The 26,442-nt window shown below is 71.0% G+C and carries 21 protein-coding genes; 15 read left to right on the forward strand and 6 right to left on the reverse strand.

Annotation, left to right across the window (positions count from 1 at the left end; all coding sequences use genetic code 11):
• Positions 1-38 precede the first annotated feature (38 nt).
• Together ABXJ52_RS29115 and ABXJ52_RS29120 are read left to right on the forward strand one after the other, a co-directional pair.
• Positions 39-842, forward strand: a complete 804-nt coding sequence (locus ABXJ52_RS29115) for a S1C family serine protease (RefSeq protein ID WP_367045849.1) — start codon at positions 39-41, stop codon at positions 840-842.
• A gap of 237 nt (positions 843-1,079) precedes the next feature.
• Positions 1,080-2,228: an aminopeptidase P family protein gene (locus ABXJ52_RS29120; RefSeq protein WP_367045851.1), complete on the forward strand. Its 1,149-nt coding sequence runs from the start codon at positions 1,080-1,082 to the stop codon at positions 2,226-2,228.
• Between the two features lie 77 nt (positions 2,229-2,305).
• Here ABXJ52_RS29120 and treZ read toward each other — a convergent pair whose 3' ends face one another.
• Positions 2,306-4,051, reverse strand: coding sequence for a malto-oligosyltrehalose trehalohydrolase (treZ, locus tag ABXJ52_RS29125; protein WP_367049346.1), 1,746 nt, complete (start codon positions 4,049-4,051; stop codon positions 2,306-2,308).
• A 178-nt stretch (positions 4,052-4,229) separates the two neighbouring features.
• Between treZ and ABXJ52_RS29130 the strand changes: the two genes are divergently transcribed.
• Entirely contained in the window at positions 4,230-4,781 is a 552-nt protein-coding gene (locus ABXJ52_RS29130; protein ID WP_367045853.1) for a DUF1707 and FHA domain-containing protein, read from the forward strand.
• Between the two features lie 52 nt (positions 4,782-4,833).
• On the opposite strand, the gene ABXJ52_RS29135 is transcribed toward ABXJ52_RS29130, so the two are convergent.
• Positions 4,834-6,081 carry a M14 family zinc carboxypeptidase gene (locus tag ABXJ52_RS29135; RefSeq protein WP_367049349.1) on the reverse strand — a complete coding sequence of 416 codons (1,248 nt, stop codon included), beginning with the start codon at positions 6,079-6,081 and terminating at the stop codon, positions 4,834-4,836.
• 301 nt (positions 6,082-6,382) lie between these two features.
• On the opposite strand from ABXJ52_RS29135, the gene ABXJ52_RS29140 reads away from it, so the two are divergent.
• Positions 6,383-7,429, forward strand: coding sequence for a cytochrome P450 (locus ABXJ52_RS29140; protein WP_367045855.1), 1,047 nt, complete (start codon positions 6,383-6,385; stop codon positions 7,427-7,429).
• Here the strand turns inward: ABXJ52_RS29140 and treY are convergent.
• The gene (gene treY, locus ABXJ52_RS29145) at positions 7,409-9,856 is read right to left on the reverse strand and encodes a malto-oligosyltrehalose synthase (protein ID WP_367045857.1); all 2,448 of its coding nucleotides are present in this window, start codon (positions 9,854-9,856) and stop codon (positions 7,409-7,411) included. The two genes, ABXJ52_RS29140 and treY, sit on opposite strands and share 21 nt — an antisense overlap.
• 81 nt (positions 9,857-9,937) lie before the next feature.
• Here treY and ABXJ52_RS29150 point away from each other — a divergent pair, with 81 nt between their 5' ends.
• Positions 9,938-11,278, forward strand: a complete 1,341-nt coding sequence (locus ABXJ52_RS29150) for an MFS transporter (protein ID WP_367045860.1) — start codon at positions 9,938-9,940, stop codon at positions 11,276-11,278.
• Here the strand turns inward: ABXJ52_RS29150 and glgX are convergent.
• Complete coding sequence (gene glgX / locus ABXJ52_RS29155; RefSeq protein WP_367045862.1) at positions 11,253-13,361, reverse strand: glycogen debranching protein GlgX; 2,109 nt, start codon at positions 13,359-13,361, stop codon at positions 11,253-11,255. The two genes, ABXJ52_RS29150 and glgX, sit on opposite strands and share 26 nt — an antisense overlap.
• A gap of 296 nt (positions 13,362-13,657) precedes the next feature.
• Here glgX and ABXJ52_RS29160 point away from each other — a divergent pair, with 296 nt between their 5' ends.
• The 4 genes from ABXJ52_RS29160 (at position 13,658) to ABXJ52_RS29175 (ending at position 17,916) form a co-directional block, all read left to right on the forward strand.
• The gene (locus ABXJ52_RS29160) at positions 13,658-14,323 is read left to right on the forward strand and encodes a Tat pathway signal sequence domain protein (RefSeq protein ID WP_367045864.1); all 666 of its coding nucleotides are present in this window, start codon (positions 13,658-13,660) and stop codon (positions 14,321-14,323) included.
• A gap of 55 nt (positions 14,324-14,378) precedes the next feature.
• A complete protein-coding gene (locus ABXJ52_RS29165; protein ID WP_367045867.1) occupies positions 14,379-15,710 on the forward strand; it encodes a copper amine oxidase in 1,332 nt (443 codons plus the stop codon).
• A 103-nt stretch (positions 15,711-15,813) separates the two neighbouring features.
• Positions 15,814-17,055, forward strand: coding sequence for an SAV2148 family HEPN domain-containing protein (locus ABXJ52_RS29170; protein ID WP_367045870.1), 1,242 nt, complete (start codon positions 15,814-15,816; stop codon positions 17,053-17,055).
• Positions 17,056-17,190: 135 nt separating this feature from the next.
• Positions 17,191-17,916, forward strand: a complete 726-nt coding sequence (locus ABXJ52_RS29175; protein ID WP_367045872.1) for a 3'-5' exonuclease — start codon at positions 17,191-17,193, stop codon at positions 17,914-17,916.
• A 4-nt stretch (positions 17,917-17,920) separates the two neighbouring features.
• On the opposite strand, the gene ABXJ52_RS29180 is transcribed toward ABXJ52_RS29175, so the two are convergent.
• Entirely contained in the window at positions 17,921-18,775 is an 855-nt protein-coding gene (locus ABXJ52_RS29180) for an aminoglycoside phosphotransferase family protein (RefSeq protein ID WP_367045874.1), read from the reverse strand.
• A gap of 180 nt (positions 18,776-18,955) precedes the next feature.
• On the opposite strand from ABXJ52_RS29180, the gene ABXJ52_RS29185 reads away from it, so the two are divergent.
• From ABXJ52_RS29185 to ABXJ52_RS29195, 3 genes are read left to right on the forward strand one after another with little or no spacing between them, the layout of a single operon-like run.
• Complete coding sequence (locus ABXJ52_RS29185; protein ID WP_367045876.1) at positions 18,956-19,879, forward strand: sugar ABC transporter permease; 924 nt, start codon at positions 18,956-18,958, stop codon at positions 19,877-19,879.
• The gene (locus tag ABXJ52_RS29190; protein WP_367045878.1) at positions 19,876-20,718 is read left to right on the forward strand and encodes a carbohydrate ABC transporter permease; all 843 of its coding nucleotides are present in this window, start codon (positions 19,876-19,878) and stop codon (positions 20,716-20,718) included. Before ABXJ52_RS29185 ends, ABXJ52_RS29190 begins: the two co-directional genes overlap by 4 nt.
• On the forward strand, positions 20,718-22,007 hold the full coding sequence (locus tag ABXJ52_RS29195) for a sugar ABC transporter substrate-binding protein (RefSeq protein WP_367045880.1): 1,290 nt from the start codon (positions 20,718-20,720) through the stop codon (positions 22,005-22,007). The genes ABXJ52_RS29190 and ABXJ52_RS29195 overlap by 1 nt, the downstream gene beginning before the upstream one ends.
• A gap of 39 nt (positions 22,008-22,046) precedes the next feature.
• Here ABXJ52_RS29195 and ABXJ52_RS29200 read toward each other — a convergent pair whose 3' ends face one another.
• Positions 22,047-23,132, reverse strand: a complete 1,086-nt coding sequence (locus ABXJ52_RS29200) for a hypothetical protein (protein WP_367045882.1) — start codon at positions 23,130-23,132, stop codon at positions 22,047-22,049.
• Between the two features lie 139 nt (positions 23,133-23,271).
• Between ABXJ52_RS29200 and ABXJ52_RS29205 the strand changes: the two genes are divergently transcribed.
• From ABXJ52_RS29205 to ABXJ52_RS29215, 3 genes are all read left to right on the forward strand, one after another.
• A complete protein-coding gene (locus tag ABXJ52_RS29205; RefSeq protein ID WP_367049350.1) occupies positions 23,272-23,676 on the forward strand; it encodes a MarR family winged helix-turn-helix transcriptional regulator in 405 nt (134 codons plus the stop codon).
• A gap of 81 nt (positions 23,677-23,757) precedes the next feature.
• On the forward strand, positions 23,758-24,978 hold the full coding sequence (mgt, locus tag ABXJ52_RS29210) for a macrolide-inactivating glycosyltransferase (RefSeq protein ID WP_367045884.1): 1,221 nt from the start codon (positions 23,758-23,760) through the stop codon (positions 24,976-24,978).
• 213 nt (positions 24,979-25,191) lie between these two features.
• Positions 25,192-26,160 (forward strand): CDP-alcohol phosphatidyltransferase family protein, encoded by a 969-nt coding sequence (locus ABXJ52_RS29215; RefSeq protein WP_367045886.1) that lies wholly within the window; start codon positions 25,192-25,194, stop codon positions 26,158-26,160.
• Positions 26,161-26,442: the final 282 nt, after the last annotated feature.

Raw genomic sequence — 26,442 nt, forward strand, 5'->3', positions numbered from 1 at the left:
GGGTGACGCCGGGTAGTTCTGTGGCCGGAGGCGAGCCCATGGAACAGACTGCGTTGCGTCCCAAGCCGATGCCCGGACAGGAATCGGGGCCGGGCGGCGAATACGGCAGAGTCGGCAGATTCGGCGCCGGGCGGAGGTTCGGCATCGGGCGGAAGACCCGCGGCGGGCGGACACCCGGCACGGGCCGCAGAGGCGGGTCCGGCTCCGGCTCCGGGTCCGGAGCCGGACCCGGGGCCAGGTCCGGCCACCGTCCGCACGCCGCGCGGCGGCGCGGACGGCGGCTGATCACCCTGCTCTTCGGGCTGCTCTTCTCGGCGGTCCTCGTGTTGACGGGGGTGGGCCTTGGCACCGTCAGCGCTACGGTCATAGGCATGAGCAAGCTCGCCGACATGCAGAAGCAGGCGCAGAAGCAGGCGCAGGCGCAGGGCGACGCCAAGGGCAAGGGTGCACAGGCCCCACCGGGCGGCCCCGCGGGGCCCGGCGCCCCTGCCGCTCCGGGTACGGCGCCCAAGCCCGCCACCCCGCCGAAGCCGCCGCGGAAGGAGCCCGACAAGGCACGGGAGCGGACCGCCGCGCGCCCCACGCTCGGCGTCGAGGCCGTCGACGCCCCCAAGGGCGCGGGGGCCCTGCTCGTGGGCGTGCACAGCCCGGGTCCGGGCTATACCGCCGGTCTCGTACGCGGTGACGTACTGCTCGCCCTCGGCAAGACCCGCGTCACGTCGGCCAAGGCCCTGGCGGCCGCGGTCGCCGCAGCCGCACCGGGGAGGAACGTCACTGTGACCGTCCGCCACGCGAGCGGAGGGCGGCAGCTGCTGTCGGTGACGCCGGGCTTCGTGACATGAGGTGGCGTGCGGTGAGCTGGCGCGCGGCGAGGTGGCGTGCGGCGACGTGGAGTGCGGTGAGCTGGCGTGCGGCGAGGTGGCATGGCGTGACATGACGGGAGGGGTCCGCCGCGAATCGGCTCGCGCACGCGCCAGGGCAGGGGCAGGATCGGCACCACCGGTACCGCGCGGTACCGCCGTACCCGCCGTCCCGCCGAACCGCCGTGCACGCCGCAGCGAGCAGCCCTGGAGGCCCCCATGACCGGCACCCCCGCGACCGGTACAACCGGCACCCCCGCACCCTTCACCTCCGACGACTACAAGGCCCGCATGGACCGCGCCGCGGCCGACGCGGCGGACGCGGGGCTCGCCGGGCTGCTGGTCGCGCCGGGCCCCGACATGGTCTGGCTCACCGGCTACCGGCCCACCGCCGACACCGAGCGCCTCACCGTCCTCGTGCTCGCCGCGGGGCAGGAGCCGGTGCTCGTGGTGCCCACCCTGGAGGCCCCGGACGCGGAGCTTGCCGCGGGCGCGAGGGCGCTCTCCTTGCGGGACTGGACCGACGGCAAGGATCCCTATGCGGCGACCGCGCCGCTCCTGGACGTCGACGGCCGCTTCGGGATCAGTGACAACTCCTGGGCCATGCATCTCCTCGGCTTCCAGAAGGAGCTGCCGAACACCTCCTACGTGTCCCTCACCGAGGCCCTCCCCATGCTGCGGGCCGTCAAGGACGCCGCCGAGCTGGAGCGCCTCGCTGCCGCGGGCGCCGCCGCGGACTCCGCGTACGAAGAAATCAAGAAGGTCCCCTTCGCGGGCCGCAAGGAGACGGACATCGCCGCCGATCTCGCCGACCTGCTGCGGCGGTTCGGGCACTCCCAGGTCGACTTCACCGTCGTCGGCTCGGGGCCGAACGGCGCCAACCCGCACCACGAGGCGAGCGCGCGCGTCATCGAACACGGCGACATGGTCGTCCTGGACTTCGGCGGCCTGCTGCACGGTTACGGCTCCGACACCTCGCGCACGGTGCACGTGGGTGAGCCGGGGGCCGAGGAGCAGCGCGTCCACGACATCGTCCGCGAGGCGCAGGAGGCGGGGTGCCGGGCGGTGCGGCCCGGCACCGCCTGCCAGGACGTCGACAGGGCGGCGCGGGCGGTGATCGCCGATGCCGGGTACGGCGAGCAGTTCATCCACCGCACCGGGCACGGCATCGGCGTCACCACCCATGAGCCGCCCTACATGATCGAGGGCGAGGAACTGCCGCTCGTGCCCGGCATGTGCTTCTCCGTGGAGCCCGGCATCTATCTGCCGGGCCGCTTCGGCGTGCGCATCGAGGACATAGTGACGGTCACCGAGGACGGCGTACGGCGCCTCAACTCCACGCCGCGAGAGCTGGCGATCGTCAACTGACCGCCCCCGTAGGCCTCATCCCGTAGACCTACCCCATCCCGTGACCTGCCTCCTCCCGTAGCCTCATCCCGTAGTGCTCAGGGCGTCGCGAGCACCACGCACGACTCGGCGGGCAGCCGCAGCAGCCCGTCCGCGCCGGGTGCGGTGACCGGCTCCCACGCCGCGAGCACCCGCGCGCCACGGCCGCCCAGCGGGATGTCGACCGTCTCCTTGCCGATGTTCACCGCGACCCGCAGATCACCGCGCCTGATCGCGAACCAGCGCTTCTGCTCGTCGTACGCGACCCGCAGCGCCGCCAGGTCGGGGTCGAGGAGGTCCCCGCGGGAGCGGCGCAGGGCGATCAGCTCGCGGTACCAGGCGAGCACGCGCGCGTGGGGGTCGGTCAGGGGCTCTGCCCAGTCGAGACAGGAGCGGTCCCTGGTGGCCGGGTCCTGCGGATCCGGAATGTCTCCCTCGGCCCAGCCGTGCGCCGCGAACTCCCGCCGCCTGCCCCGGCGTACGGCATCGGCGAGCTCGGGATCGGTGTGGTCCGTGAAGAACTGCCAGGGCGTCGCGGCGCCCCACTCCTCGCCCATGAACAGCATGGGCGTGAAGGGCCCGGTGAGGGTGAGCGCGGCGGCGCAGGCGAGCAGGCCGGGGGAGAGGGTGGCGGAGAGCCGGTCTCCTTGCGCGCGATTGCCGACCTGGTCGTGGGTCTGCGTGTAGCCGAGGAAGCGGAACGCGGGAGTCCGGGCGCGGTCCACGCGGCGGCCGTGCCGGCGCCCCCGGAAGGTCGAGTAGGTGCCGTCGTGGAAGAAGGCGCCCGTCAGCGTCTTGGCGAGCGCGGCGAAGGGCGCGCGGGCGAAGTCTTCGTAGTAGCCGCTCGCCTCGCCGGTGAGCGTGGCGTGCAGCGCGTGGTGGAAGTCGTCGTTCCACTGCGCGTGCAGGCCGAGACCGCCCTCCGCGCGCGGGGTGACGACGCGCGGGTCGCCCTGGTCGGACTCGGCGATCAGCGCCAGCGGTCTGCCGAGCTCGTCGGCCAGCTCGTCCACGGCCCCCGAGAGCTCTTCCAGGAAGTGGCACGCGCGCGTGTCCCGCAGCGCGTGCACCGCGTCCAGGCGCAGGCCGTCCAGGCGGTAGTCGCGCAGCCAGGCGAGCGCGCTGCCGGTCAGGTACGCGCGCACCTCGTCCGAGCCGGGGGCGTCGAGATTGACCGCGGCGCCCCAGGGCGTCTGATGGGTCTCCGTGAAGTAGGGCCCGAAGGCGGGCAGATGGTTGCCCGAGGGGCCCAGGTGGTTGTGGACGACATCTAGGACGACCCCGAGGCCGTGGGCGTGCGCGGCGTCGACAAACCGTTTCAGCGCGTCGGGGCCGCCGTACGGCTCGTGCACGGCCCACAGGGAAACACCCTCGTACCCCCAGCCGTGCCGCCCTGGGAACGGGCACAGCGGCATCAGCTCCACATGGGTGACGCCGAGCTCGGCGAGGTGGCCGAGCCGCCCCGCGGCCGAGTCGAGCGTGCCGTCCGGTGTGTACGTCCCCACGTGCAGCTCGTACAGGACCGCGTCCCGCACCCCGCGCCCCGCCCAGGGCGCGCGCCACGCGTACCGGTCGTGGTCGACGACGGCGCTGAGCCCGTCGGGGCCGTCCGGCTGGCGTCGCGAGCGGGGATCGGGCAGTACGGGCCCCTCGTCGAGCGAGAAGCCGTACCGCGCCCCGTCGGCGGCGTCCGCCCGCGCCGTCCACCACCCGGCCCGGCCTTCGGCCCGCTCCATCGCCCTGGTGGCGCCCTCGCACTGCAGCGCGACGCGCTCGGCCCCGGGTGCCCACACCTCGAACTCCACCGACAGTTCCCCCTCGTGCGCCATCCGCCGCCGTCCGTCCGTCTGCTGCCATCTGCTTCCGTCTTCATCCGTACGTCATCCGTGGTGACGTACGTTCCATCGTGCTGCAGAAGTGATCGGTTCGCGGTCGTTCCGCGTTTTCTGGACACCCCGGCCGAGCTGACCGACAATCACCAGGGTGACGTCGTCCTTTGAGATCCACACGTACCCCGCGCGGCTTACCGACGCCGAGCGCGACAGGGCGCTGGAGGTGCTCAGGGAGGGCGCCGCCCTCGGCAAGCTGTCGCACGACACGTTCGTGCGGCGCATGGAGCTCGCGCTGGCGGCCCGTCAGCCCGACGAACTCGCCGCCCTCACCGCCGATCTGCGGACCGAGGGACGCCTGGCGCGGGCGGTGTTCGGCACCGTCGGCGCGGTCTCCGGATTCACGGTCCGGCTGCGCAGGGCCTGGCAGGCCGAGAAGCTGCCGAAGCTGCTTCTTCCGGTGCCGGGGAACCCGTATCCGCTGCGGATCGGCCGCGACCCGGCGAACGGCCTCAGGCTCAGCCACGAGACGGTCTCCCGGGTGCACGCCGAACTGAGCAGGCAGGGCGGCATGTGGGTGCTGCGCGACCTTGGTTCGACCAACGGCACGTCCGTGAACGGCCGCAGGGTGATCGGCGCGGCCGTCGTGCAGGACGGCGATCAGGTCAGCTTCGGGAAGATGGGCTTCCGGCTCTCCGGTTCGTGAAGCCCGCTTTCGTGAAGCCCGCTCTCGTGAAGCCCGCTCTCGTGAAGCCCGCTCAGTTCCCCACGCGCGCGTGGCGCGCGGCTGCGACCGTCGTCCGTGACTGGTGCTCGACCTGGTTCTCCAGTGGCACCCAGCGAGCCCTGAACCGCTCGGCGAACGCGTCGCTCCACTGCAGGACGAGCCGTTCCAGGCGTGGCGCCGCCCGGTCCCCCGCCGCGTCGAGGACCCGCAGCAGCATCGCCGCGGCCCGCAGTGGAAGGCGGCGCCCGAAGGCGTCCACGCTGCCGATGTACGCCATCGACGTCCCCGCGGGCGGCAGCCGGGCCCAGTCGTCGGCGAGGCCAGGCACCAGGTCGAGCGCCCAGCGCGCGGCCCGCAGCAGTGGCCCCCGCGCCTCCGGTAGCCGTGGCAGCGCCTCGTCGAGGATGTCCTCGACCAGGCGCGCGTCCCGCCGCAGCCGCTGCGAGAAGCCGCGCAGCGCGAGCACCGGTGAGGGATGGACCGCCGCGTCGTCCACGAGGTCGCTGGCCCACATGGGGACCTCGACGATGGCCGTCAGGCCGCCGTACCGGTGGGCGTGGTGCCAGGTGGTGTGCCGGGCGTCCTCGGGAAGGCTCGGATAGGCGGCCGCCGAACCGGGGCCCGGCAGCACATGGACCCCCGGCCCCGAGACCGGCCAGCCCGCCGCGTCCGAAGCCCCCGTCTCCACCGGTATGTGCAGCTCCGCGGCCGACTTGGCGAACGGCTCCGCCAGTCCCGGTATGTCCCGCGTCAACTGCACCCAGCTGCCGCCGAGATCGGTCCCGTGCAGCGACACCTGCAGGTAGGGCCGCAGTTCGTCGATGACGCCGGTCAGGACGCGGGTCTCGGGAGGCAGCCGGTCCGGCGGCAGCACGGAGGGGGACCACTCGGGCTGCTCGGGGCCCGCGGGGCGGAAGAAGTGCCGGTGGTAGTCGAAGAGGGAGCGCGGGGCGGGCGTGCGGTGCAGGTTCGCGCCGTCCGGGTCGGCGCACAGGAGGAAGTGCCAGGAGGTGTCGGCGCGCAGATCCTCGTCGCGCAGGGTCCACTCCGCGAGGTGCAGCAGTGTGGAGCCGCCGGTCGGTTCGTTCGCGTGCGCGCCCGCGACGACCAGAACGGCGCGCGGGGAGCTGCCGACGGACAGCAGGTGCAGAGGTCTTCCGGCGCGCGACGCGCCCACCTGGCGCAGGGAGCTGAGCTCGGGGCGATGAGCGGCCAACCCCCGGGCGGACAGCACGAGTTCGGCCACACTGGGATAGCGCTGCTCCGCCAGTTGACTCACCCCCGTCTTGTCCGCTGACGCAACCCGCAGTACGCCACGCGTTCGGGCACGTGTCAAGCGTGCGACCCAAGGGATGTCACCCCACGTCGCCCTTGTCCGACAGTGTCACCCGAATGGGTGTATGGGAACTGCGTGAGCGGCCCTTCGGTGATGCTCTGAATCCGTGCCCCCGAGAACCGTGACGTCGAGCTCGGCCCTTCGCGGGCACCCTTTGTCACCGTCCCCGCCGAGTCCGTCCTCAACCCCCGGACGGACCGCCACCCCCAGCCTGCCGGCCCCCGGCAGCCTGCTGGCCCCCGGCGTGGAGCGTGATCCCTACCCGCTCTACCGCACGCTCCGCGAGGGCTTCCCCGTTGTCCGCGACGAGCTCCTCGGGGCCTGGCTCCTGAGCCGGTACGCGGATGTGCGGGCCGCGCTCGTCGCCACCCGGCTCGGTCCGCCGGGCCCCCGGCCGAGCCCGGTCCACCTCAGGCTCCTGGAGCCCGCGCTGCGGTCCTCCGCAGGGCGCACCGCCTTCGTGCTCGCCCGGCGGATAGCCGGGCGGCGAGAGGCCGACCTCGTCGCCGAGTTCAGCGCCTGGCTCCCCGCGGCCGCCGCCGTCGCCGCCCTCGGACTGCCCTGGGAGGACGCCACGCGCGTGCAGGAGTGGTGCCGTACGGGTCACACGCAATCCGGCGCCCTCCACCCGGAGTTGGCCGCGCTGCTGCGCCCCCACATAGCGCGGCGGCGTGCCCACCCCGGTGCCGACCTGCTCTCCGTGCTGTGCGGCGCCCGGGTGGACGGGCAGGCGCTCTCCGACGCCACCGTCACCGGTCTCGCCGGGACGCTCCTCACCGGAGGCGGCGAGGCCACTGCCCTCGCGCTGGCCTCCTTCCTCGCCAACCTCCTCGATCACCCCGCCCAGTTGAACCTCGTGCGGGCCCGCCCGGGGCTGATACCCGGCGCCTGGGCGGAGTCCCTGCGCCGCGACCCACCTGCTCCCGTCGTACTGCGCCGCGCGACCGCGCCGATGACCCTGGGCGGCACCACGCTGCCCGCGGGAGCCGTGCTGGCCTGCCTCGTCGGCTCCGCGGGCCGCGATCCGTTCCGCTTCGCCGACCCCGACCGCTACGACATCTTCCGCGCGGACCCGGTGGACCCGGCCGGCCCGGAAGCCCCCGCGCACCTGGCGTTCGGCGCCGGACAGCACCTCTGCCCGGTCTCCCCCCTGGCCGGCCTCGTCGCCGAATGCGGCCTGCGGGCCCTGCTCGACGCCATGCCCGGCCTGCGCTGGGCGCCCGGCTTCAGACCCGCGCCCCGGGGCCTGATGGCGCGGGCGCCACGCCTGCTACTCGTCCGCCCCTCCTGAGACCGGCTCCCGCCCTGCCGGGACCCGCTGGAGAAGCACCACTGGCAGCTCCCCGAGGAGTTCCTCCACGCGCGCGTGCCCCGTGAACTCCCGCCCCGGGGCGAGCAGATCCACCCACCGCCCCTGCGGAAGCTCAAGTTCCGTATCGCGCCAGCCGCCCGCTTCGGCCAGGCGCGAGGAGAGCCGGGTGACCGCCGCGATCACCTCTCCGGAGCGCGCGAAGGCCACGCAGTGCCCCGCTCCGGAACCCCGCGCCGCCAACGGCTCGTACGTCGCCGCGCCGCCGAAGAGCTCCGGGCGCCGTCTGCGCAGCCGCAGCGCGGTCGCCGTGAGCGCCAGCTTCTCCTCGGAGAGGTCCCAGCGGTCACGGTGCTGCTCCAGGTACTCCAAAACGTGTGCCTGGAACCGCACGGGACGCCGGTTGTCCGGGTCCACCAGGGCCCGGTACTCGCCCTCCGTGCCCTGGTAGAGGTCGGGCACCCCGGGCATCGTCAGCTGGAGCAGCGCGGCGCCGAGGACGTTCGCCCGCACATGGGGCCGCAGGGCGCCCGCGAACTCCGCCACGGTGTAGAGCGGCGGCCCGCAGGGGCCCGCCTCCACGAACGCCGTCACGGCCTTCTCGTAGGCCTCGTTCGGCTCGGTCCAGCTGGTGTGCAGGCCCGCCTCGCGCACGTGCTTCAGGAGGGCGTTCTGCAGCCGTTCGTCGTAGGGGAAACCGAAGCCGACGGCCGTCTGCCAGGCCGCCCAGGCAAGTTGGGGATCCGGCGCGCTCGTGCCGCCCACGCGCGCGGTCTGCTCGGTGACGTCGACCAGGAGGTCGGCCCACCGCTCCGGGCACTGCGTGAGGACGGCGATGCCCGCCCGCACGTCGGCGCTGCGCTTCGTGTCGTGCGTGGTCAGCACCGTCCCCCCGTAGGGCCAGTCGCGCTGCACGCGCGCGCAGTACGCGTGGAAGGCCTCCGGGGAGAGCGCGGGGCGCTCGGGGGCGCCGCCCACCTCGGCCGCCGACAGGAGCGGCGCGTGCCGGTAGAACGCCGTGTCCTCGACGGCCTTGGCCCGCAGCGCCGACGAGGTCTGCGCGAACCGCGCGCGAAAGCCGTCGACCGCCGGCCCGGACCCGAGACGGCCGAGGGCCAGGTCCCGTACGACGTCGACCGCCTCTGCCTCCTCCCGCACGGCGAAGGCCGCCTTCGCCTCCTCGGCGGCCCCCACCGTGAGCACCGAAGCCGGTTCGGCGCCCCCGGAGACGTAGGGCCGGTAGACGGGAAGCCGCACGAGCAGCTCCAGGAGCGCGGTGCGCAGGGCCCACGGGGCGTGGTCGCGCAGTGCGGGGTCCGCGGCGCAGAGCGCGGTCGCCTCACGCGTGAGGCGGTCGGTCTCGGCGGCCAGCTCATGGGTGAGCACCTTGTACGCCGCCCGCCGCACTGTCGCGTCCCAGTCGCCGCCCCGGTCCACCGCCGGCGCCGCGAACCGCCGGTACTGGCCGAGGAGCTCGCCCGCCCCCGCCGGGTCCGTGAAGAGGCCGTCGAGGTGGCGCAGCGCGTCGTAGCCGGTGGTGCCCGCGACGGGCCACGCGGCCGGCAGGCGCTCCCCGTCGGCGAGGATCTTCTCGACGACCGTCCAGCGCCCGCGTGTGGCTTCGTGGAGCCGCTGGAGGTATGCCCCCGGCTCCGCGAGCCCGTCGGGATGGTCGATCCGCAGCCCCTCCACGACCCCTTCCCGCAGCAGTTCGAGGATCTTCGCGTGGGTCGCGTCGAACACCTCGGGGTCCTCGACGCGCACCCCGATGAGGTCCGAAATGGTGAAGAAGCGCCGGTAGTTGAGTTCCGTACGGGCAAGGCGCCACCACCCGAGCCGGTACCACTGGGCGTCGAGGAGCTGAGGCAGCGGCAGCTCAGCGGTGCCGTCACGCAGGGGGAACGCGTGCTCGTGGTAGCGCAGTACGTCGCCATCCACCCGCAGACGCTCCAGTTCGTCCCCGATCCCGCGGCCGAGCACCGGCAGCAGCACGCGCCCGTCGCCCGCGTCCCAGTCGATGTCGAACCACCGCGCGTACGGCGACGCGGGGCCCTCCCGCAGGACCTCCCAGAGGGCGTGGTTGTGGCGCGGCACCGCCGCCATGTGGTTCGGGACGATGTCCACGACGAGGCCGAGCCCGTGCGCCCGCGCGGTGCGCGAAAGGGACCGCAGCCCCTCCTCGCCGCCCAGCTCGTCGCGCACGCGCGCGTGGTCCACGACGTCATAGCCGTGCTTGGACCCCGGAACGGCCTCGAGGACCGGAGACAGGTGCAGGTGCGAGACCCCCAGCGATGCCAGGTACGGGACGGCCGCCTCGGCGGCCTCGAAGGGGAACTCCGGCTGGAGCTGCAACCGGTACGTGGCGGTGGGCGGCGGCGGGACCGCGGACTCTGGGCGCTCAGGCGTCATGCGAACGTACGTACCCGCCTGGCGGGCTTTCGTGCCATCGACTCATGCTTCTGGCCGTCAGAGTGTCGCTAGCTTCGGACGATGGCTGCAAAAGCACAGGTCGCACAGGACGGGCCGCGGGACGACCGGGACAACCCCGAGAACCGCGAGTACCGGGGCGCGCCCGGCCTCCTGGAGACCTACCGGGAAGTGATCGGGCACACCGGAGCGCTCCTTCCGGTGATCTCGTTCCTCGGCAGGCTCCCCGTGGCCATGATCCAGTTCGGCAGCGTGCTGCTGGTCACCGAGACCAGCGGATCGCTCGCCACGGGCGGCGTGGTCGCCTGCGCGCTGGCACTCGGCCAGGTGACCATGGGCCCGCTCGTCGGCCGCCTCGCCGACCGGCTGGGCCAGCGCTCCGTCGTCCTCGCCTTCTCGCTGCTCAACGCCGTGGCGATCGCGGTGTACACCCTCGGCGCCCTCCTCGACCTGCCCACGCCCGTGCTCGTCGTCCTCGCGGTGCTCGCCGGCGCGAGCATCCCGGGCATCGGGCCGCTGGCCCGCGCACGCGCCGTCCCGCTGGTCCGCCGGGCAGGCGGGGACAGTCGGCAAGTCAACACCGTGCTGTCCCTGGAGAGCACGATGGACGAGCTCTCCTTCGTGCTCGGCCCCGCCTTCGTGGGCCTGGCCGCGGTGGCGGGCCACCCGGCCTACGCCTTCGGCGCCGCCGCGCTCCTGGTCGCCGTTTGCGGCTCCGGTTTCGCGCTGCACCCCACGGGCCGGACGGTACGGGCGACCCAGGAAGCGCCCCATGTGACGGGGGAAGCACCACGCGCGCGTGGCGACCGCGGCCGCCGGCGCCTCCCGCGCGCGGTCGTCGTCGTACGCGTCGGGCTCGTCTTCGTCGGTGTCCTGCTCGGAGCCTGTGGAGCGGGCATCACGGCCCTCACCGAGGAGTTGGGGCAGCCGGGCCAGGCGGGGCTCGTCTACGCCGCCATGGGCGTCATGAGCGCCGTCGTGGGGCTCTCCATGGCCGCGCTGCCCGAGCGCTTCGGCCTGTACGCGCGCTGGCGCGTGGCGACGGCCGCGGCGGCGCTGCTCTCGCTGCCGCTGGTGTGGACGGACAGCATGACGGGTCTGTACCTCGTGGTGACCGTCTTCGGGGCGATCTTCGCCCCGAACCTGATCACCGGCTTCGCGCTCACCGAGCGCTCCTGCCCGCCCCAGCGCCTCGCCGAGGGGATGACGTTCGCGGCGAGCGCGTTCGTCGGCGGCCAGGCGGTCACGCTCGCCGTGGCGGGCCGCCTGGCCGAGTCCTACGGCCCCGGAGCGGCGTTCGCGCTCGGCAGCGCGGCCGCCGCCGTCGCGTTCCTCGTCGCGCTCGTCGCCCGCCCCCCGGCGGAGGGCGGGCGCGAGGTCACGCGGGACGCCGCAGGACGGTGAGGCTGCGGTCGGTGAGCGTCAGGCGTTCACCGGCCCCCGCCTTCGCCCCCGTGTCCGGCGGCACGCCCTCCGCCAACGAGGTGTCCACGATCACCTCCCACTGGCGGCCGTGATTGACCGGGACGACGAACTCCAGCGGCTGGTCCGACGCGTTGAACATCATCAGGAACGAGTCGTCGGTGATCCGCTCGCCGCGCGTACCCGGCTCGGAGATGGCGTTGCCGTTCAGGAACACCGTCAGGGCCCGGGCCTGTGACGCGTCCCAGTCCTCCTGCGTCATCTCCTCGCCCTCCGGCGTGAACCACGCGATGTCGGACAGCTCGTCGTGCGTGCCCTCGACCGGGCGGCCGTGGAAGAACCGCCTCCTGCGGAACACGGGGTGGTCGCGCCGCAGCCACGCCATCGCGCGCGTGAACTCCAACTGGCGGCTCTCGCCCTGCGGCCAGCGCACCCAGGCGATCTCGTTGTCCTGGCAGTAGGCGTTGTTGTTGCCCCCTTGCGTGCGGGCGAACTCGTCGCCGTGGCTGAGCATCGGGACGCCCTGCGAGAGCATCAGCGTCGCGATGAAGTTGCGCATCTGCCGCTCGCGCAGCTCCAGGACTTCCGGGTCCTCCGTATCGCCCTCCGCGCCGCAGTTCCACGAGCGGTTGTGGCTCTCGCCGTCCTGGTTGTCCTCGCCGTTGTCCTCGTTGTGCTTGTCGTTGTACGAGACGAGGTCGTGCAGCGTGAAACCGTCGTGGCAGGTGGTGAAGTTGATCGACGCCAAGGGGCGCCGCCCGTCGTCCTGGTAGAGGTCGGAGGAGCCGGTGAGCCGGGACGCGAACTCCGCGAGCGTGCGCGGTTCGCCCCGCCACAGATCGCGCACCGTGTCGCGGTACATGCCGTTCCACTCGGTCCACAACGGCGGGAAGTTGCCCACCTGATAGCCGCCCTCGCCGACGTCCCACGGCTCGGCGATCAGCTTCACCTGACTCACCACGGGGTCCTGCTGCACGAGGTCGAAGAACGACGAAAGCCGGTCCACCTCGTGGAACTGCCGGGCGAGCGTCGCCGCGAGATCGAAGCGGAAGCCGTCCACGTGCATGTCGGTGACCCAGTGCCGCAGCGAGTCCATGATCATTTGGAGGACGTGCGGCGACCGCATCAGGAGCGAGTTGCCGGTCCCCGTGGTGTCCATGTAGTAGCGGGGATCGTCGGTGAGGCGGTAGTACGAGGCGTTGTCCAGGCCCTTGTAGGAGAGCGTCGGGCCCAGGTGGTTGCCCTCGGCCGTGTGGTTGTAGACGACGTCGAGGATCACCTCGATGCCCGCCTCGTGCAGCGCCTTCACCGCCTGCTTGAACTCCAGGACCTGCTCACCCCGGTCGCCCCAGGAGGCGTACGCGTTGTGGGGCGCGAAGAAGCCGATCGTGTTGTAGCCCCAGTAGTTGTTCAGGCCCATGTCGACCAGACGGTGATCGTTCACGAACTGGTGCACCGGCATCAGCTCCAGCGCCGTCACCCCCAGTTGCACGAGATGATCGATGACCGCCGGATGCGCGAGCGCCGCGTACGACCCGCGCAACTCCTCGGGAAGATCCGGGTGTCGCATGGTCAGGCCCTTCACATGGGCCTCGTAGAGCACGGTCTCGTTGTACGGGGTGCGGGGCGGCCGGTCGTCGCCCCAGTCGAAGTAGGGATTGACCACCACGGACGTCATCATGTGCGGCGCCGAGTCCATGTCGTTGCGCTGGTCCGGGGCGCCGAAGCGGTAGCTGTACACCTCCTCGCCCCAGTCGATCCTGCCGCTGACCGCGCGCGCGTACGGGTCGAGAAGGAGCTTCGCCGAGTTGCAGCGGTGCCCCTGCGCGGGGTCGTACGGACCGTGCACACGGAAGCCGTACCGCTGGCCCGGCATCACGCCGGGCAGGTACGCGTGGCGTACGAACGCGTCGGACTCACGCAGCTCGACGGCTGTCTCCGAGCCGTCGTCGTGCAACAAACAGAGCTCTATGCGGTCGGCGGCCTCGGAGAAGACCGCGAAATTCGTACCGGCGCCGTCGTACGTGGCACCGAGTGGATACGCCTGCCCTGGCCACACCTGCATGCATCTGACTCTTCCACTACCGCCCCCTCGGCTCGGGGTCACTTCGCTCAAGGTTCCCCGAAAGTAGGGCAACCACCCAGGAGTTGAGTCCGTCTAACCGATCGACCACATACTCGGTATGCCCATGAGTGGGACACCAGGGGAAGAAGGGGGAGGATGTGCGCGAACTAGTCAGACGCCATCTGGGGAAGGTAGTGGCGGGCACGGCGGTCGCCGTGGCCGCCACCGCCGTGATGGTAGGAATCACACTGCCGGGACCGGCCGGGGCGGGGGAGTCCCGAGGTCAGGACCGCAGTGTGGCCGCGGGAGCGGCGCAGCAGAACGCGATCCCGAAGGACGCGGTCGTCGAGGCCGCGCCCGAAGAGGGCGAAAAGGGCATCGGCAGCGACCCGTTGACCGACGACGAGATGAAGCGGGCCGAGACGATAGCCATGAAGGGCGACCTCCGCAGGTCCGCCCGTGACGTGGAGGGGGACCGCGGCCCCCAGCTCCTCGCGAACAATCTGAGCGAGGTGGACCCGACCGAGGCCGTCGACCCCGACAGGCCGCGCCGCGCGGACATCGTCTACTACGACTACAAGAACGACGCGCTGGTCACCAAGACCGTCAATCTCGCCACCGGCAAGGTGGAGGACACCGACACCTCGCACGGCGTCCAGCCGCCGCCGGCCAAGGACGAACTCCGTGAGGCCGCGGAGCTGTTGATCGCCGACCCGCTCGGCGCGGACCTCAAGAAGGACTACAAGGACGCGATGGGCAAGGAGCTCACCTCGCCCGGCCAGCTGACCCTCAGCGCCTTCGTCTTCCACAAGGAGACCGTCGAGAAATTGCCGGCCCCGCTCGCCAAGTGCGGCGAACACCGGTGCCTCAGCGTCGTCAGCAAGGTCGTCAACGGTCCCTGGATCGACACCCGCGACCTCATCGTCGATCTGAGCGACCGCAAGGTCACCCGCCTCCGCTGAGCGGCACAGGCACCCGCTCGCACCCTTTCGCTTCCGCACAAGGGAGTCATCTCGCATGCACGTGAACAGACTTGGGCGCGCCCGCAAGCGCGCCTCCATCGGCCTTGCGGTCACCGCGCTCCTGGGCGCCGCCGTCGCCGCAGCAGGCCCGGCGGGCGCCACACAGAACAGCGCCAAGGACGCCCCCGCTGCCGCCGCCCCGGCCTGCAGCGCCGACTACCGCATCGAGCAGACCGTCGACGGCGGCACCACCTGGCGCATGTGCTGGCACTACAACACCAACGCCGGTCTGGTGCTCGACAACATCTCGTACCAGCCGAAGAACGAGCCCAAGCCCATACCGGTCCTCACCAGCGCCCGTCTCGCACAGGTCCACGTGCCCTACGACGACGGCGAGAACGAGTACCAGGACATCACCGGCGCCTCCTTCGGCACGGACCTCCTGCCCCTGAAGCCCGCCGAGTGCCCCGGCGGCACCATCAAGACCGTCAAGGTCGGCAACTCCTCGCCCATCCCCGGCGGCAAGGTGAAGGGCCTGTGCACCACCACGCGCGCGCGTGGCCACGCCTACCGCATGACCCCGGACATCTACGAGAATCCGGAGAAGATCTACCAGGCGCAGGGCAAGGACCTGCTCGTCTACACCGTCAACCAAGCCTCCTGGTACGAGTACATCACCGAGTGGCGCTTCTCGTCGGACGGCACGATCACCTCGAACGTCGGCGCCACCGGCAGCCTCTCGCCCAGCGACTACAACGGCACCGACGGCCGCGGCTGGCCCATCGGCAAGGGCGCGAGCGACTACGCGGAGAGCCACAGCCACAACGTCTCCTGGCGCCTCAACTTCGGCCTCGACGGCTCCCCGAAGGCCAAGGTCGAGCAGTACGACTCCAAGGTGACGCCGCCCACCGGAAACGGCCAGCCCAAGACGAAGACCACTCGTACCCCCGTCACCAAGGAACTCATCGGTGACGTCAAGGGCATGCGCTGGTGGCGCGTGGTGAGCACGGCGGGCAAGAACGAGGACGGCCACGCCAGGTCGTACGAGATCGTGCCGGGCCGCTCCGTCAAGCACCCGGGACGCGCCTACAGCAACCACGACGTGTACTTCACCGAGTACAAGAAGTGCGAGCAGTACACGAGCGACAACCTCTCGTCGAACTGCGGGCCCAAGAGCGTCGACAAATGGGTCAACGGCCAAACGCTCAAGCACCCGATCACCTGGGTCAACATCGGGTTCCACCACGTCGCACGGGACGAGGACCAGCAGCCCATGCCGGTCCACTGGCAGGGCTTCTCGATCGCCCCGCGTGACGTGACCGCTATGAATCCGCTCACTCCCGCCGACCTCGCCGGCCAGAACGGCAATCCAGAGGGCGGTAGTTGAGAAAGCTCCCTCTCCATCCTGCTGCACCGGCCGCCGCTCCCGGAGTACCCTTCCTTGATCGTTGAACGGGGGAGTGCTCGGGGGAGCGGAAGGGGTGCGCTGGGTGAGCTCGGGAGGGCGGGAACTGCCCCCTGGTGACGAGGGTCACGAGGGGGGTTCCGCGGACGGCCCGCCCGGAGCGGTGTCCCTGGCGCGGCCGATGGAGATGGGATCCCAGATCGGACCCGAACTGGACTGGGGCGCCGACGCCTGGCGCGAGGTGCGCACCCGCGCCCAGCGCGCCGGGCGGGCCTACATCTGGCTGAATCTCGTGGAGCAGCGGCTGCGCGCGGTCGTGGCCGCTGTCCTGCGCCCCATCTACGAACCGGTCCACGCCGACGACTGGGTGGTCGCGGCCGCCGGGCCCGCCGGACAGGAGTGGGTGCAGCGCGCCGTCGCCGTACGCGAAGTGAGCCGCCGCAAGGGCTACTTGCTCGACCCGGCGGACGACAACGTCCTGAGCTTCCTCACGCTGCCCCAGCTGCGCGAGCTGATGGTGCAGCACTGGCCGTGCTTCGAGCCGTACTTCGACGACCGCAGGGACGTCGAACTCGCCCTCGACGAGCTGGAAGTGACCCGCAACGTCGTCTCGCGCAACCGCGCCCTGTCCACCGCCGTGCTCGCCCAGGCGGAGCGCGCTTCGGCGAGGCTCCTGGACATACTCGGCACGGGCACCGACACACCCTCCGCACGCCGGTTGCCCGTCGACGCCGTCGAGTCCCTGGTCGGCGACCGGTACGCCGACGTGGTGGGCGTCCACCCGGACCGGGTGCGGCTCCTGCGGCAGTTCCCCGCCGAGGACATCTTCGGCGGCGCCCGGCGCGTCGACGCGATCGGGATAGGCCTGAACCTCCTGGTGCAGAACTTCTCCGGACGCCGCCTGGTGCGGCTCGCCGAGTCCGGCTGCCGGGTGCGGCTGCTCTTCCTCAACCCGGCGAGCAGCGCGGTCAAGCGCAGGGAGCGTGAACTGGGCCTGAAGCGGGGCGAGCTGAGCCGCAGCGTCGAGATGAACATCCTGCACATGCGCCGGGTACGGGCCCGGCTGCGTGACCCGGGCGCCTTCGAGATCCAGGTCTTCGACGAGACGCCGCGCTTCACCGCGTATCTGGTCGACGGGGACGGCGCCGACGGCATCGCGGTCGTCCAGTCGTATCTGCGCAGGACGCGCGGGATGGAGGCGCCGGTGCTCGTGCTGCGCGGCGGCCGCCGGGTGGTCAAGGCGGACGAGCCGGACGAGAACGGACTCTTCGCGACGTACCGGGAGGAGTTCGAGCTGGCCTGGGCGGACTCGCGGCCGGTGTCCTGAGGCCGACCTCCCGCGCAGCTAGCCCGGTCTCCCGCGCCGCTCAGGCCGGCAAGCGGAACGCGGACCTCGGATTGTCAGTGGTGCGTGGGATCGTGGTGGTCAATGGGGGAAAGCACCACAGAGAAGGGGGCGGCCATGGGCTGGCACCGGGAGCTGCTGATCGGTTTCGACCTGGAGACCACCGGGACGGACCCGCACGAGGCGCGCATCGTCACGGGCGCGGTGATCGAGGTCAGGGCCGGCGAGACGCTGGGCCGCAAGGAGTGGCTCGCCGACCCGGGCGTCGAGATCCCGGCGGAGGCCGTGGCGGTGCACGGCATCTCGACCGAGCGGGCGGCGGCGGACGGCAGACCGGCCGCGGAGGTCGCCGACGCGATAGCGGCGGTCCTCGTGTCGTACTGGCAGACGGGCGTCCCGGTCGTCGCGTACAACGCCACCTTCGACCTGACCCTGCTCGCCGCGGAGTTGCGCAGGCACGGACTGCCGTCCCTGCGTGAGCGGCTGGGCGGCGCGGAACCGGCCCCGGTCATCGATCCGTACGCGATCGACCGCTCCGTCGAGCGGTATCGCAAGGGCAAGCGGAACCTCGAAGCGGTCTGCACCGAGTACGGCGTGCTCCTGGAGTCGGCGCACGACGCCACGTCGGACGCCCTGGCCGCGGCCCGCCTGGCCGGCGCGATAGCCGAGCGTCACCCCAAGCTGGCCGCTTTCGGCCCGGCGGAGCTGCACCGCCGCCAGGTCGAGTGGTATGCCGAGTGGGCGGCGGACTTCCAGAGGTTCCTCAGGAAGAAGGGCGAGACGGACGCGGTGGTGGACGGGACGTGGCCGCTGCGCGAGGAGTTCAGCGCGTCCGGCGTCTGACGTCTCAGAACGGATACCACCGCACGGTCGCATCCCCGTCCCGCAGCGACGCCACCCGGCGGCGGAACTCGGCCAGGGCCTTCGGATTGGTGGGGGCGTGCTGCGCGACCCACGCGCAGCTGGCCGTCTCCCGGGCGCCGCGGAGCACTGCGCACCCTTCCCACTCCCGCACATCCCACCCGTACTCGTCGACGAACCCGTCGTACGCGTCGGCCGGCAACCCGTAGCGGTCCCGGGAAAGCGCCATGACGACCAGATCGTGCTCGCGCAGATCGGAGGAGAACGTCTCGAGGTCCACAAGAACCGGCCCGTCCGCGCCCACCAAAACGTTCCGCGGCAGGGCGTCACCATGAATGGCCCCGGGAGCGAGCCGTGGCGAGAGCGCCGACGCCGCCGCCTCGAACCCGTCCCTGCGCTCGCGCAGGTAGTCCGCGTCCTCGACGTCGACCGCGTCGCCCGCCAGGCGCAGCCACCTCTCGACCCCGCCGAGGAGCTCACGCCGTGGCAGCTCGAAGCCGGGGGCCGGCAGCGCGTGCACGTGCCGCAGCAGTGCGGCGAGGTCGCGCGGCTCAGCGGGCCGCACGGCCTCCGGCAGCCGGTGCCACACCGTCACCGGATGCCCGTCCACCAGGCGGGGTTCGTCCTCGGCGGCCCGCACCGCGGGCACCCCCGACTCCTCGAGCCAGCGCGCGACCCGCAACTCCCGCCGCGCACGGTCGAGAAGCTCGGGCGCCGCCCGCCCGACCTTGACCACCGACCCGCCGGAGCCGAAGACCGCGTTCTCGCCGAGCGCCAGCAGCGCCGCGTCCCGGTCGAGACCCGCGGCGTCCAGTACGTCCCGTGCCCGCGCCTCGTCCATCCGTTGCCTCCCGCACCCTTCGTTCCGTTCGCCACGTTCGCCGGCACAGTCTCCCATTCGCACTGGCCAAGCGGCTGCGAGGCCTGCGTAGCTGCTTGACGTATCAAGATCCCATCAGCACGATGACGGGGGCCGCCTGGGCGGCCAAACCCCGATGAGCCGCCCAAAGGAGCCGATTCCGTGACATTGGCGACCGCGCAGAAGCGGTCAGCGAACGGCGCGTCCGCCCGCAGAGGTGCGGACCACGGCGCCTGGTTCCTGGTCCTGCCCGCGCTGATCCCGATCCTGATCCTCAGCGTGGGCCCTCTCCTCTACGGCATCACGCTCGCGTTCACCGACTCCCAGTCGGGCCGCACCGAGCCCACCGAGTGGATCGGCCTCCTCAACTTCCAGGACCTGTGGCACGACACCCTGTTCTGGGACTCGTTCCGCATCGGCCTGCTGTGGGCGGTCGGTGTGACCGTGCCGCAGTTCCTCCTGGCGCTCGGCCTGGCCCTGCTGCTCAACCAGAATCTGCGCTTCCGCTGGCTGGCGCGCTCGCTCGCGATCATCCCCTGGGCGATGCCCGAAGTGGTCGTCGGCATCATGTGGCGCCTGGTCTACAACCCCGACGCGGGTGTCCTGAACGAGACCCTGAGCAACCTCGGCCTGGGGGACGGCCGCGACTGGCTCACGGGCCTCGGCACCGCGCTGCCCGCCGTCATCGTCGTGGGCATCTGGGCAGGCATGCCGCAGACCACCGTCGCGCTGCTCGCCGGACTGCAGAACACCCCGCGTGAACTGCACGAGGCGGCCGAGGTGGACGGCGCCGGAGCCTGGCGCCGCTTCCGCACGGTCACCTGGCCGGCGCTGAAGCCGGTCGCCCTCGCCATCACGGCGCTCAACTTCATCTGGAACTTCAACTCCTTCGCCCTCGTCTACGTCCTGACGAACGGCGGCCCCGGCGGCCGCACCCGCCTCCCCATGCTCTTCGCCTACGAAGAGGCCTTCCGCTACGGCCAGTTCGGCTATGCCGCGGCGATGGGCTGCGTGATGGTCGCGGTGATCTCGGTGATCCTCGCGTTCTACCTCGTGGGCCGACTGAAGGGAGGCGACGAGAAGTGAGCACCACACGCACCAGCAAACCCGCGCGCGCCGGACAGTACCTCGCGCTCCTCGGCTACCTCGTCTTTCTGGCCTTCCCCTTCCTCTGGCTGATCTCCACGGCCTTCAAGCCGCCGCGCGAGCTGGCCAGCCTGCACCCCACCTGGATTCCCAAGGACCCGACCCTCGCCAACTTCCGGCAGGCGTTCGACGAGCAGCCGCTCCTGCGCGCCGCGGGCAACTCCCTGATCGCGGCCGTCTGCGCGGCGCTCATCGCCGTCGCCATCGCGACCCCCATGGCGTACGTCATGGCGCGCCACCGCACGTTTCTCGCGCGGGCGGCCACGGGCTGGGTGGTGGTCAGCCAGGCGTTCCCCTTCGTCCTGGTGATCATCCCGCTCTTCCTGGTCCTGAAGAACCTCGGCCAGATCAACTCGCTGCCGGGTCTGATCATGGTCTACGTGGTCTGGGCGCTGCCCTTCGCGCTGTGGATGCTGGTGGGCTATGTGCGCGCCGTACCCACGGAGTTGGAGGAGGCCGCGGCCGTCGACGGCGCGGGCAAGCTGCGTACGCTCGTCTCGATCACCGCGCCGCTGCTCGCGCCCGGCATCGTGGCCACGATCCTCTTCGCCTTCATCACCGCGTGGAACGAGTTCTTCTTCGCGCTCGTCCTGCTCAAGACCCCGGAGAAACAGACGTTGCCGGTCGTCCTCACGCACTTCATCGGCGCGGAGGGTGCCGCCGACCTCGGCCCGCTCGCCGCTGCCGCGTTCCTCGCCACCCTCCCCTCGCTCGTCATCTTCGCGATCATCCAGAAGCGGATCACGGGCGGCATGCTGACCGGGGCGGTGAAGAGCTGATGCGCGCACGCCTCACCACCGCGGTGACCGCCGCCCTCGTACTGCTGCTCGCCGGATGCAGCGGTGACTCCGAAGGCTCCGACGACGGCAGGATCACGCTCCGCTTCCAGTCGCTGGCCTGGCAGAAGGAGTCGGTCGACGCCAACAAGGAACTGGTCAAGGAGTGGAACGCCAGCCACCCTGACGTCAAGGTCGAGTACGTCCAGGGCAGTTGGGACAGCGTCCACGACCAGCTCCTCACCTCCTTCGAGGGCGGCGAGGCGCCGGACATCATCCATGACGCGTCGGACGACCTCGCCGACTTCGCGTACGGCGGGTATCTCGCGGACCTCGGCGAGCTGCTCCCCGACCGGCTCAAGTCCGACATCCCGAAGCGCAGTTGGCAGACGACGACGTTCGGGGACGGCGTCTACGGCGTGCCGTTCCTCCAGGAACCCCGCGTCCTGATCGCCAACGCGAAGTGGCTGAAGGAGTCGGGCGTCCGTATCCCGACCCCCGAGAAGCCCTGGTCCTGGGACGAGTTCCGCTCGGTCACCAAGGAACTGAGCGACGGCAAGGGCAAGTACGGGGTGGCATGGCCGCTCAAGGAGCCGGTGTCAGCGACGCTCAACCTCTCACTCTCCACCGGCGGCCGGATGTTCCACCGCGGCGAGGACGGCAAGGTCGACATCCGCTTCGACAAGGCCGACGAGATCATGCCGCGCACGGTCCACGATCAGGTCAACACCGACAAGAGCGCGTCCAGCACCACCCTGGGCATGGGCGGCTCCGACACGCTGCCGGGCTTCTTCGGCGGGAAGTACGCGATGGTCCCGCTCGGCTTCTCCTACCGTCAGCAGATCGTCCAGCAGGCGCCCAAGGGCTTCGACTGGCAGGTGCTTCCCGCCCCGGCCGGAGCGGAGGGCCTCGCGCAGGGCGTCAGCCCGCAGACGCTGTCGGTCTCCGAGGACACCGAACACAAGAAGGAGGCGGTCGAGTTCATCGACTTCCTCCTTCAGCCCGAGAACATGGTGCGCCTCGCGCAGGGCGACTGGATGCTTCCCACGGGCACGGAGGCCTTGAAGGACCCGGCCCTGCGCACCGAGAAGAACGACTGGGCGGTGGGCACGGCCCTGGCGAAGGATCTCCGCTCGGCCCCCGCGCAGTCGGTGCGGGGCTATGCGGAGTGGAAGGACAAGGTGGCGACCCCGGCCCTGCAGGAGTACTACAGCGGTGCCATCGACCTGGACGAGCTGAGACACCGGCTGGTCGAGGACGGGAATCTGGTGCTCGCGCGGTACCAGCGGTAGGCGCGGTTCCCCGCGCCCCCTCGGGGGCGCGGGCGACGCTCAGACCGCCACCGACTCCTCCATCTCCTCCTCGGACGCCGCGGCCTCAGCGGACTTCGCGGACTTCGCGGAGGGTTCGTGGCGCCGGCCCCGCTCCCAGAGCGCCGCGATGGCGGTGATCAGCAGGCCGGCGAGCAGCCAGACCGCCAGCGTCCAGACGTGTCCGCCCAGCGCGTGGCCACCGAAGTAGAGGTGGCTGCGGATGCCCTCGACGAACCCGGCGCCGTTCCAGAAGGCGTGCAGCGAGCCGAAGAAGCCGTTCTGGAGCTCCGGCCTGAACAGGCCACCGGAGGACGTGAAGTTGAGCATCACGAAAAGGATCATCATCGTCAGCGTCGTCCAGCGCTTCAGGAACGTGTGCAGCCCGACGCCGATGAAGAGGATGCCGGCCGAGTACAGCCACGCCATGGCCCACACACCCCACAGGCCCTGGTGCGCCAGGTGGAAGACGGGCCCGGCGAGCGCCGCGCCGATCAGGCTCACGGCGAACGAGACGCCGACCGCGAGCCCCGCCCGCGCCCGCATCCGCATCCCGGCCCCCGCGGCGCCGAGCGCAGCCACCGACGCGTACGAGCCGATGCTCACCGCGACGAGCAGGAAGAACAGGCCCTGCCCTGTGGGGTCGTCGTCGACGGTCGCCGCGACGTCGGTGACCTTCAACGGGACACCGTGCCCGGCTGCGACCGGCGTGAAGACCTTCTCCACCGCCATGGCGCTCATGTCGGAGCCCGCGGTGGCCACGATCACCTCCGGGGTCCTGGCATCGGGGATGTAGGCACCCGAGATGTCCATCGACCTGAGCTCGTCGACCGCCTGCGCGCGGGAGCCGACGGTCCGCACGTCCAGAGCGTCGCCCGCCTTGTCCTTGACGGTCTGCGCGAGGGCCTGCGTCTGCTCGCCCGATCCGACGACGGCGACCGGCAGGTCGTGCGGCTCCGGAGTGACGAACGCGCCCATGTAGGCGAGGCCCATGCCGAGGCACATCAGCAGGGGCGTCACCAGGTGGAGCAGGACGTGGCGGAGTGGTCCGGAGGCGGTTGCCGGGCCGGCTGATGCCTTGTGGGCGGGCGCCGAGGTGGCGGTCATCGGGGAGACCTCTCGAAATGGTTGGCTTATACACTCATCCTTGGTGTTGTACTGTACAACCATTCGCGAAGAGGGAGAAATCGTGGCCGACGGTGACGGGTCCGACAGGGATGGGTCCATCGAGATCATTCAGCGGGAGATGACGGCGTTCGCCCGGCGGGCCCGCGCCACCGCCGCACGCATGCACCCCGAGCTGTCGCTGGTCTCGTACACGCTCCTGAGTCATCTCGAATACCAGGGCGGATGCCGGGCCACGGACCTCGCGGCGCACTACACACTGGACAAGTCGACGATCAGCAGGCAGGTGGGCGCGCTGGAGAAGGCAGGTCTCGTGGAGCGGCGGCTCGATCCGACCGACCATCGGGTGCACGTGCTGCATCTCACCGACCGAGGGGTCGATGTGCTCGCACAGGTCACGGACGCGCGCCGGGTCGCGTTCCATGAGCGCCTCGCGGAGTGGGGCGAGTCGGACCTGGAGAAGTTCGCCGAGTGCTTGCTGCGCTACAACGACGCCGCGTCGCGCGGTGACCTGACTGTCGAGTAGAGAGGGTCGCATCGAGCGAGTGGGAGAGAGGTCCATCGAGAGAGGTTGCACGAGACGTCTCGTCTCGCCTAGAGTCGGCGCATGACCTCACGCCAGCGTGCCCACATCGCCATGTTCTCGATCGCCGCGCACGGCCACGTCAACCCGAGCCTCGAAGTGATCCGCGAGCTCGTCGCCCGCGGCCACCGCGTCACGTACGCGATCCCGCACCTCTTCGCCGAGAAAGTCGCCGAGACCGGCGCCGAGCCCGTCCTCTTCGAGACGACGCTGCCGGGCCCCGACGACGACCCCGAAGCCTGGGGGACCGAGCTGATCGACAACATCGAGCCGTTCCTCACCGAGGCGATCGAGACGCTGCCGCAGCTGGCGGCGGCGTACGCAGGCGATGAGCCCGACCTCGTCCTGCACGACATCACCTCCTACCCCGCACGCGTGCTCGCCCGCCGCTGGGGCGTGCCCGAGATCTCGCTCTCGCCGAACCTGGTCGCCTGGGACGGATACGAGGAAGAGGTCGCCGATCCGATGTACGCCGAGCTGAAGGAGACCGAGCGCGGGAAGGCCTACTACGCGCGCTTCCACGCCTGGCTTCAGGAGAACGGGATCACGCAGCACTGTGATCCGTTCGTCGGCCGCCCGCCGCGCTCGCTCGTCCTGATCCCCAAGGCGCTCCAGCCGAACGCGGACCGGGTCGACGAGAGCGTGCACACGTTCGTCGGCGCCTGCCAGGGCGACCGCTCGGCGCAGGGTGACTGGCAGCGTCCCCCGGGCGCGGAGAAGGTGCTGCTCGTCTCGCTCGGCTCGTCCTTCACCAAGCAGCCCGGCTTCTACCGCGCCTGCATCGAGGCGTTCGGGGAGCTGCCCGGCTGGCATGTGGTGCTCCAGGTCGGCAAGCACGTCCAGGCGGCCGAACTGGGGGACGTTCCCGGGAATGTGGAAGTCCGCCCGTGGGTGCCGCAGCTCGCGGTCCTCAAGCAGGCCGACGCCTTCATCACGCATGCCGGTGCCGGCGGCAGCCAGGAGGGGCTCGCCACCGGGACACCGATGGTCGCGGTGCCGCAGGCCGTCGACCAGTTCGGTAACGCGGACATGCTCCAGGGGCTCGGGGTCGCCCGGCACGTACCGATGGAGGAGGTCACCGCACAGGCGCTGCGGGACGCGGTGCTCGCCCTGGTCGACGACCCGGAGGTGGCACGCCGCCTCGCCGAGGTCCGGGCGGGGATGGCGGGGGAGGGCGGCACGAAGATGGCGGCCGATCTGATCGAGGAGGAGCTCGCGAAGGCGGCCGGGCGTGACACTCCGTGAGGCATTTCCGTTCCGTCACGGGTGTTTCTGTTACGTACCTGTCGTTCGATAACGCTCAGGTAACGCATGGTGGTTCTGGCATGGGTATTGACTCGTCCTGAAAGGTTGACCGTTACCCCCGGCCAAAGGTTGCACACTCAGGTTCTTGTTCCTTGAACCAATACCTTCCTAGCGTGAGGTGAACGCTCCGCGAACGCCAGGAAGTTGACCCCCATGCGACGAGACATACCGCCCCTCGACGAGGTGCGCCGCATCACCCAGAAGAAGCGCGACGCGTGGTGGACCGTGATCCTGGTCGATCCGGTCGCCACGCCGCTCGTGCGGTGGACGGCGATGCGGACCGGAATCACGCCCAACCAGATCACCTGGGGCGCGTTCTTGCTGGGGCTCGTCTCTGCGGGGTTCTTCGCGCTGGGTGACTGGCAGTGGCTCGTCGCCGGCGCCGTCGTCTACCACTGCAGCTTCATCCTCGACTGCATGGACGGCAAGGTCGCCCGTCTCACCGGCACCGGTTCGGTCTTCGGCGCGTGGCTCGACTTCGTCTTCGACCGCATCCGCGTGATGGCCTGTGCGGTGGCCCTGATGGGCGGCCAGTTCCACCGCACCGGGGATGCCTTCTACATCTGGGCCGCGGTCGCCGTGGTCGCCCTCGACACGCTGCGCTACATCAACGGCCTTGAGATCTTCAAGATCCGGCACACCATGCGCAAGCAGATCAAGGTCCGCATGAGGGCGGCCCGCCGGGCCGAGAACGAGGCCGAGCTGGCCTTCATGGAGGACCTGCTCCGGGAGAACCCCGAGGCCGACATCGAGCAGGACCTTCAGAAGACGCGGTCGGAGCAGGGAGTTCCCGAGGCCCCGGAGACTGCTGTGCCCGCTCCCAGGCGTCAGGTCATCGACCTGCACCAGGAGTTCCGGGGCAAGTTCCCCGCCTATCTCCGGGCGCGTTCCTTCCTGCTGCGGCACCGCATCCGTACGCACCTGGTCAGCGGCATCGAGTTCCAGATGGGCGTCTTCATGATCGGCCCGCTGTTCGACGTGGTGCTTCCGGCGACGATCGTCTCCGGGGCCCTGCTCCTCGTCTTCGAGCTGGCGATCATCTACAAGCTGCTGCTCTCGACGCGGGACTTCACGCGGACGATCGACTCCTTCGAGGAGCGCAAGCTGATCGCCGCGGCGTAGACGCGTACCGCCGAGTTCGTCATCGAGCGCCGGACAGGCTGGGGACCTCCAGCCCATCCGGCGCTCGACGTGCGTCACAAGCCCCTTACATCTATGAGGACTTGAGGGATTCGGCCTCGCGGTGTCCGATCTGCCGCCGGGGGCCCGTTTTGTTATTACAGAACCTTGTTGAACAAGTCACAGGTGTATGTAGGTATTGATCTGCGCGCGTCAATCAGACATGGTTTCGTCCCAACGCCAGGAGATCTTCCGGATCTCAAGGGTCGTTGCAGTGAAGTTTTG

Origin of the sequence: Streptomyces sp. Je 1-332, from assembly GCF_040730185.1 — a bacterium.
Lineage (GTDB): Bacteria > Actinomycetota > Actinomycetes > Streptomycetales > Streptomycetaceae > Streptomyces.

Excerpts from the sequence above, each read along its gene's own strand:
- ABXJ52_RS29205 (WP_367049350.1), top strand. The coding sequence starts at position 23,272 with ATGACGGCGTTCGCCCGGCGGGCCCGCGCCACCGCCGCACGCATGCAC.
- ABXJ52_RS29120 (WP_367045851.1), top strand. The coding sequence starts at position 1,080 with ATGACCGGCACCCCCGCGACCGGTACAACCGGCACCCCCGCACCCTTC.
- treY (WP_367045857.1), bottom strand. The coding sequence starts at position 9,856 with ATGACGCCTGAGCGCCCAGAGTCCGCGGTCCCGCCGCCGCCCACCGCC.
- ABXJ52_RS29150 (WP_367045860.1), top strand. The coding sequence starts at position 9,938 with ATGGCTGCAAAAGCACAGGTCGCACAGGACGGGCCGCGGGACGACCGG.
- ABXJ52_RS29175 (WP_367045872.1), top strand. The coding sequence starts at position 17,191 with ATGGGCTGGCACCGGGAGCTGCTGATCGGTTTCGACCTGGAGACCACC.
- glgX (WP_367045862.1), bottom strand. The coding sequence starts at position 13,361 with ATGCAGGTGTGGCCAGGGCAGGCGTATCCACTCGGTGCCACGTACGAC.
- ABXJ52_RS29180 (WP_367045874.1), bottom strand. The coding sequence starts at position 18,775 with ATGGACGAGGCGCGGGCACGGGACGTACTGGACGCCGCGGGTCTCGAC.
- ABXJ52_RS29115 (WP_367045849.1), top strand. The coding sequence starts at position 39 with ATGGAACAGACTGCGTTGCGTCCCAAGCCGATGCCCGGACAGGAATCG.
- ABXJ52_RS29200 (WP_367045882.1), bottom strand. The coding sequence starts at position 23,132 with ATGACCGCCACCTCGGCGCCCGCCCACAAGGCATCAGCCGGCCCGGCA.
- ABXJ52_RS29215 (WP_367045886.1), top strand. The coding sequence starts at position 25,192 with ATGCGACGAGACATACCGCCCCTCGACGAGGTGCGCCGCATCACCCAG.
- mgt (WP_367045884.1), top strand. The coding sequence starts at position 23,758 with ATGACCTCACGCCAGCGTGCCCACATCGCCATGTTCTCGATCGCCGCG.
- ABXJ52_RS29165 (WP_367045867.1), top strand. The coding sequence starts at position 14,379 with ATGCACGTGAACAGACTTGGGCGCGCCCGCAAGCGCGCCTCCATCGGC.
- ABXJ52_RS29195 (WP_367045880.1), top strand. The coding sequence starts at position 20,718 with ATGCGCGCACGCCTCACCACCGCGGTGACCGCCGCCCTCGTACTGCTG.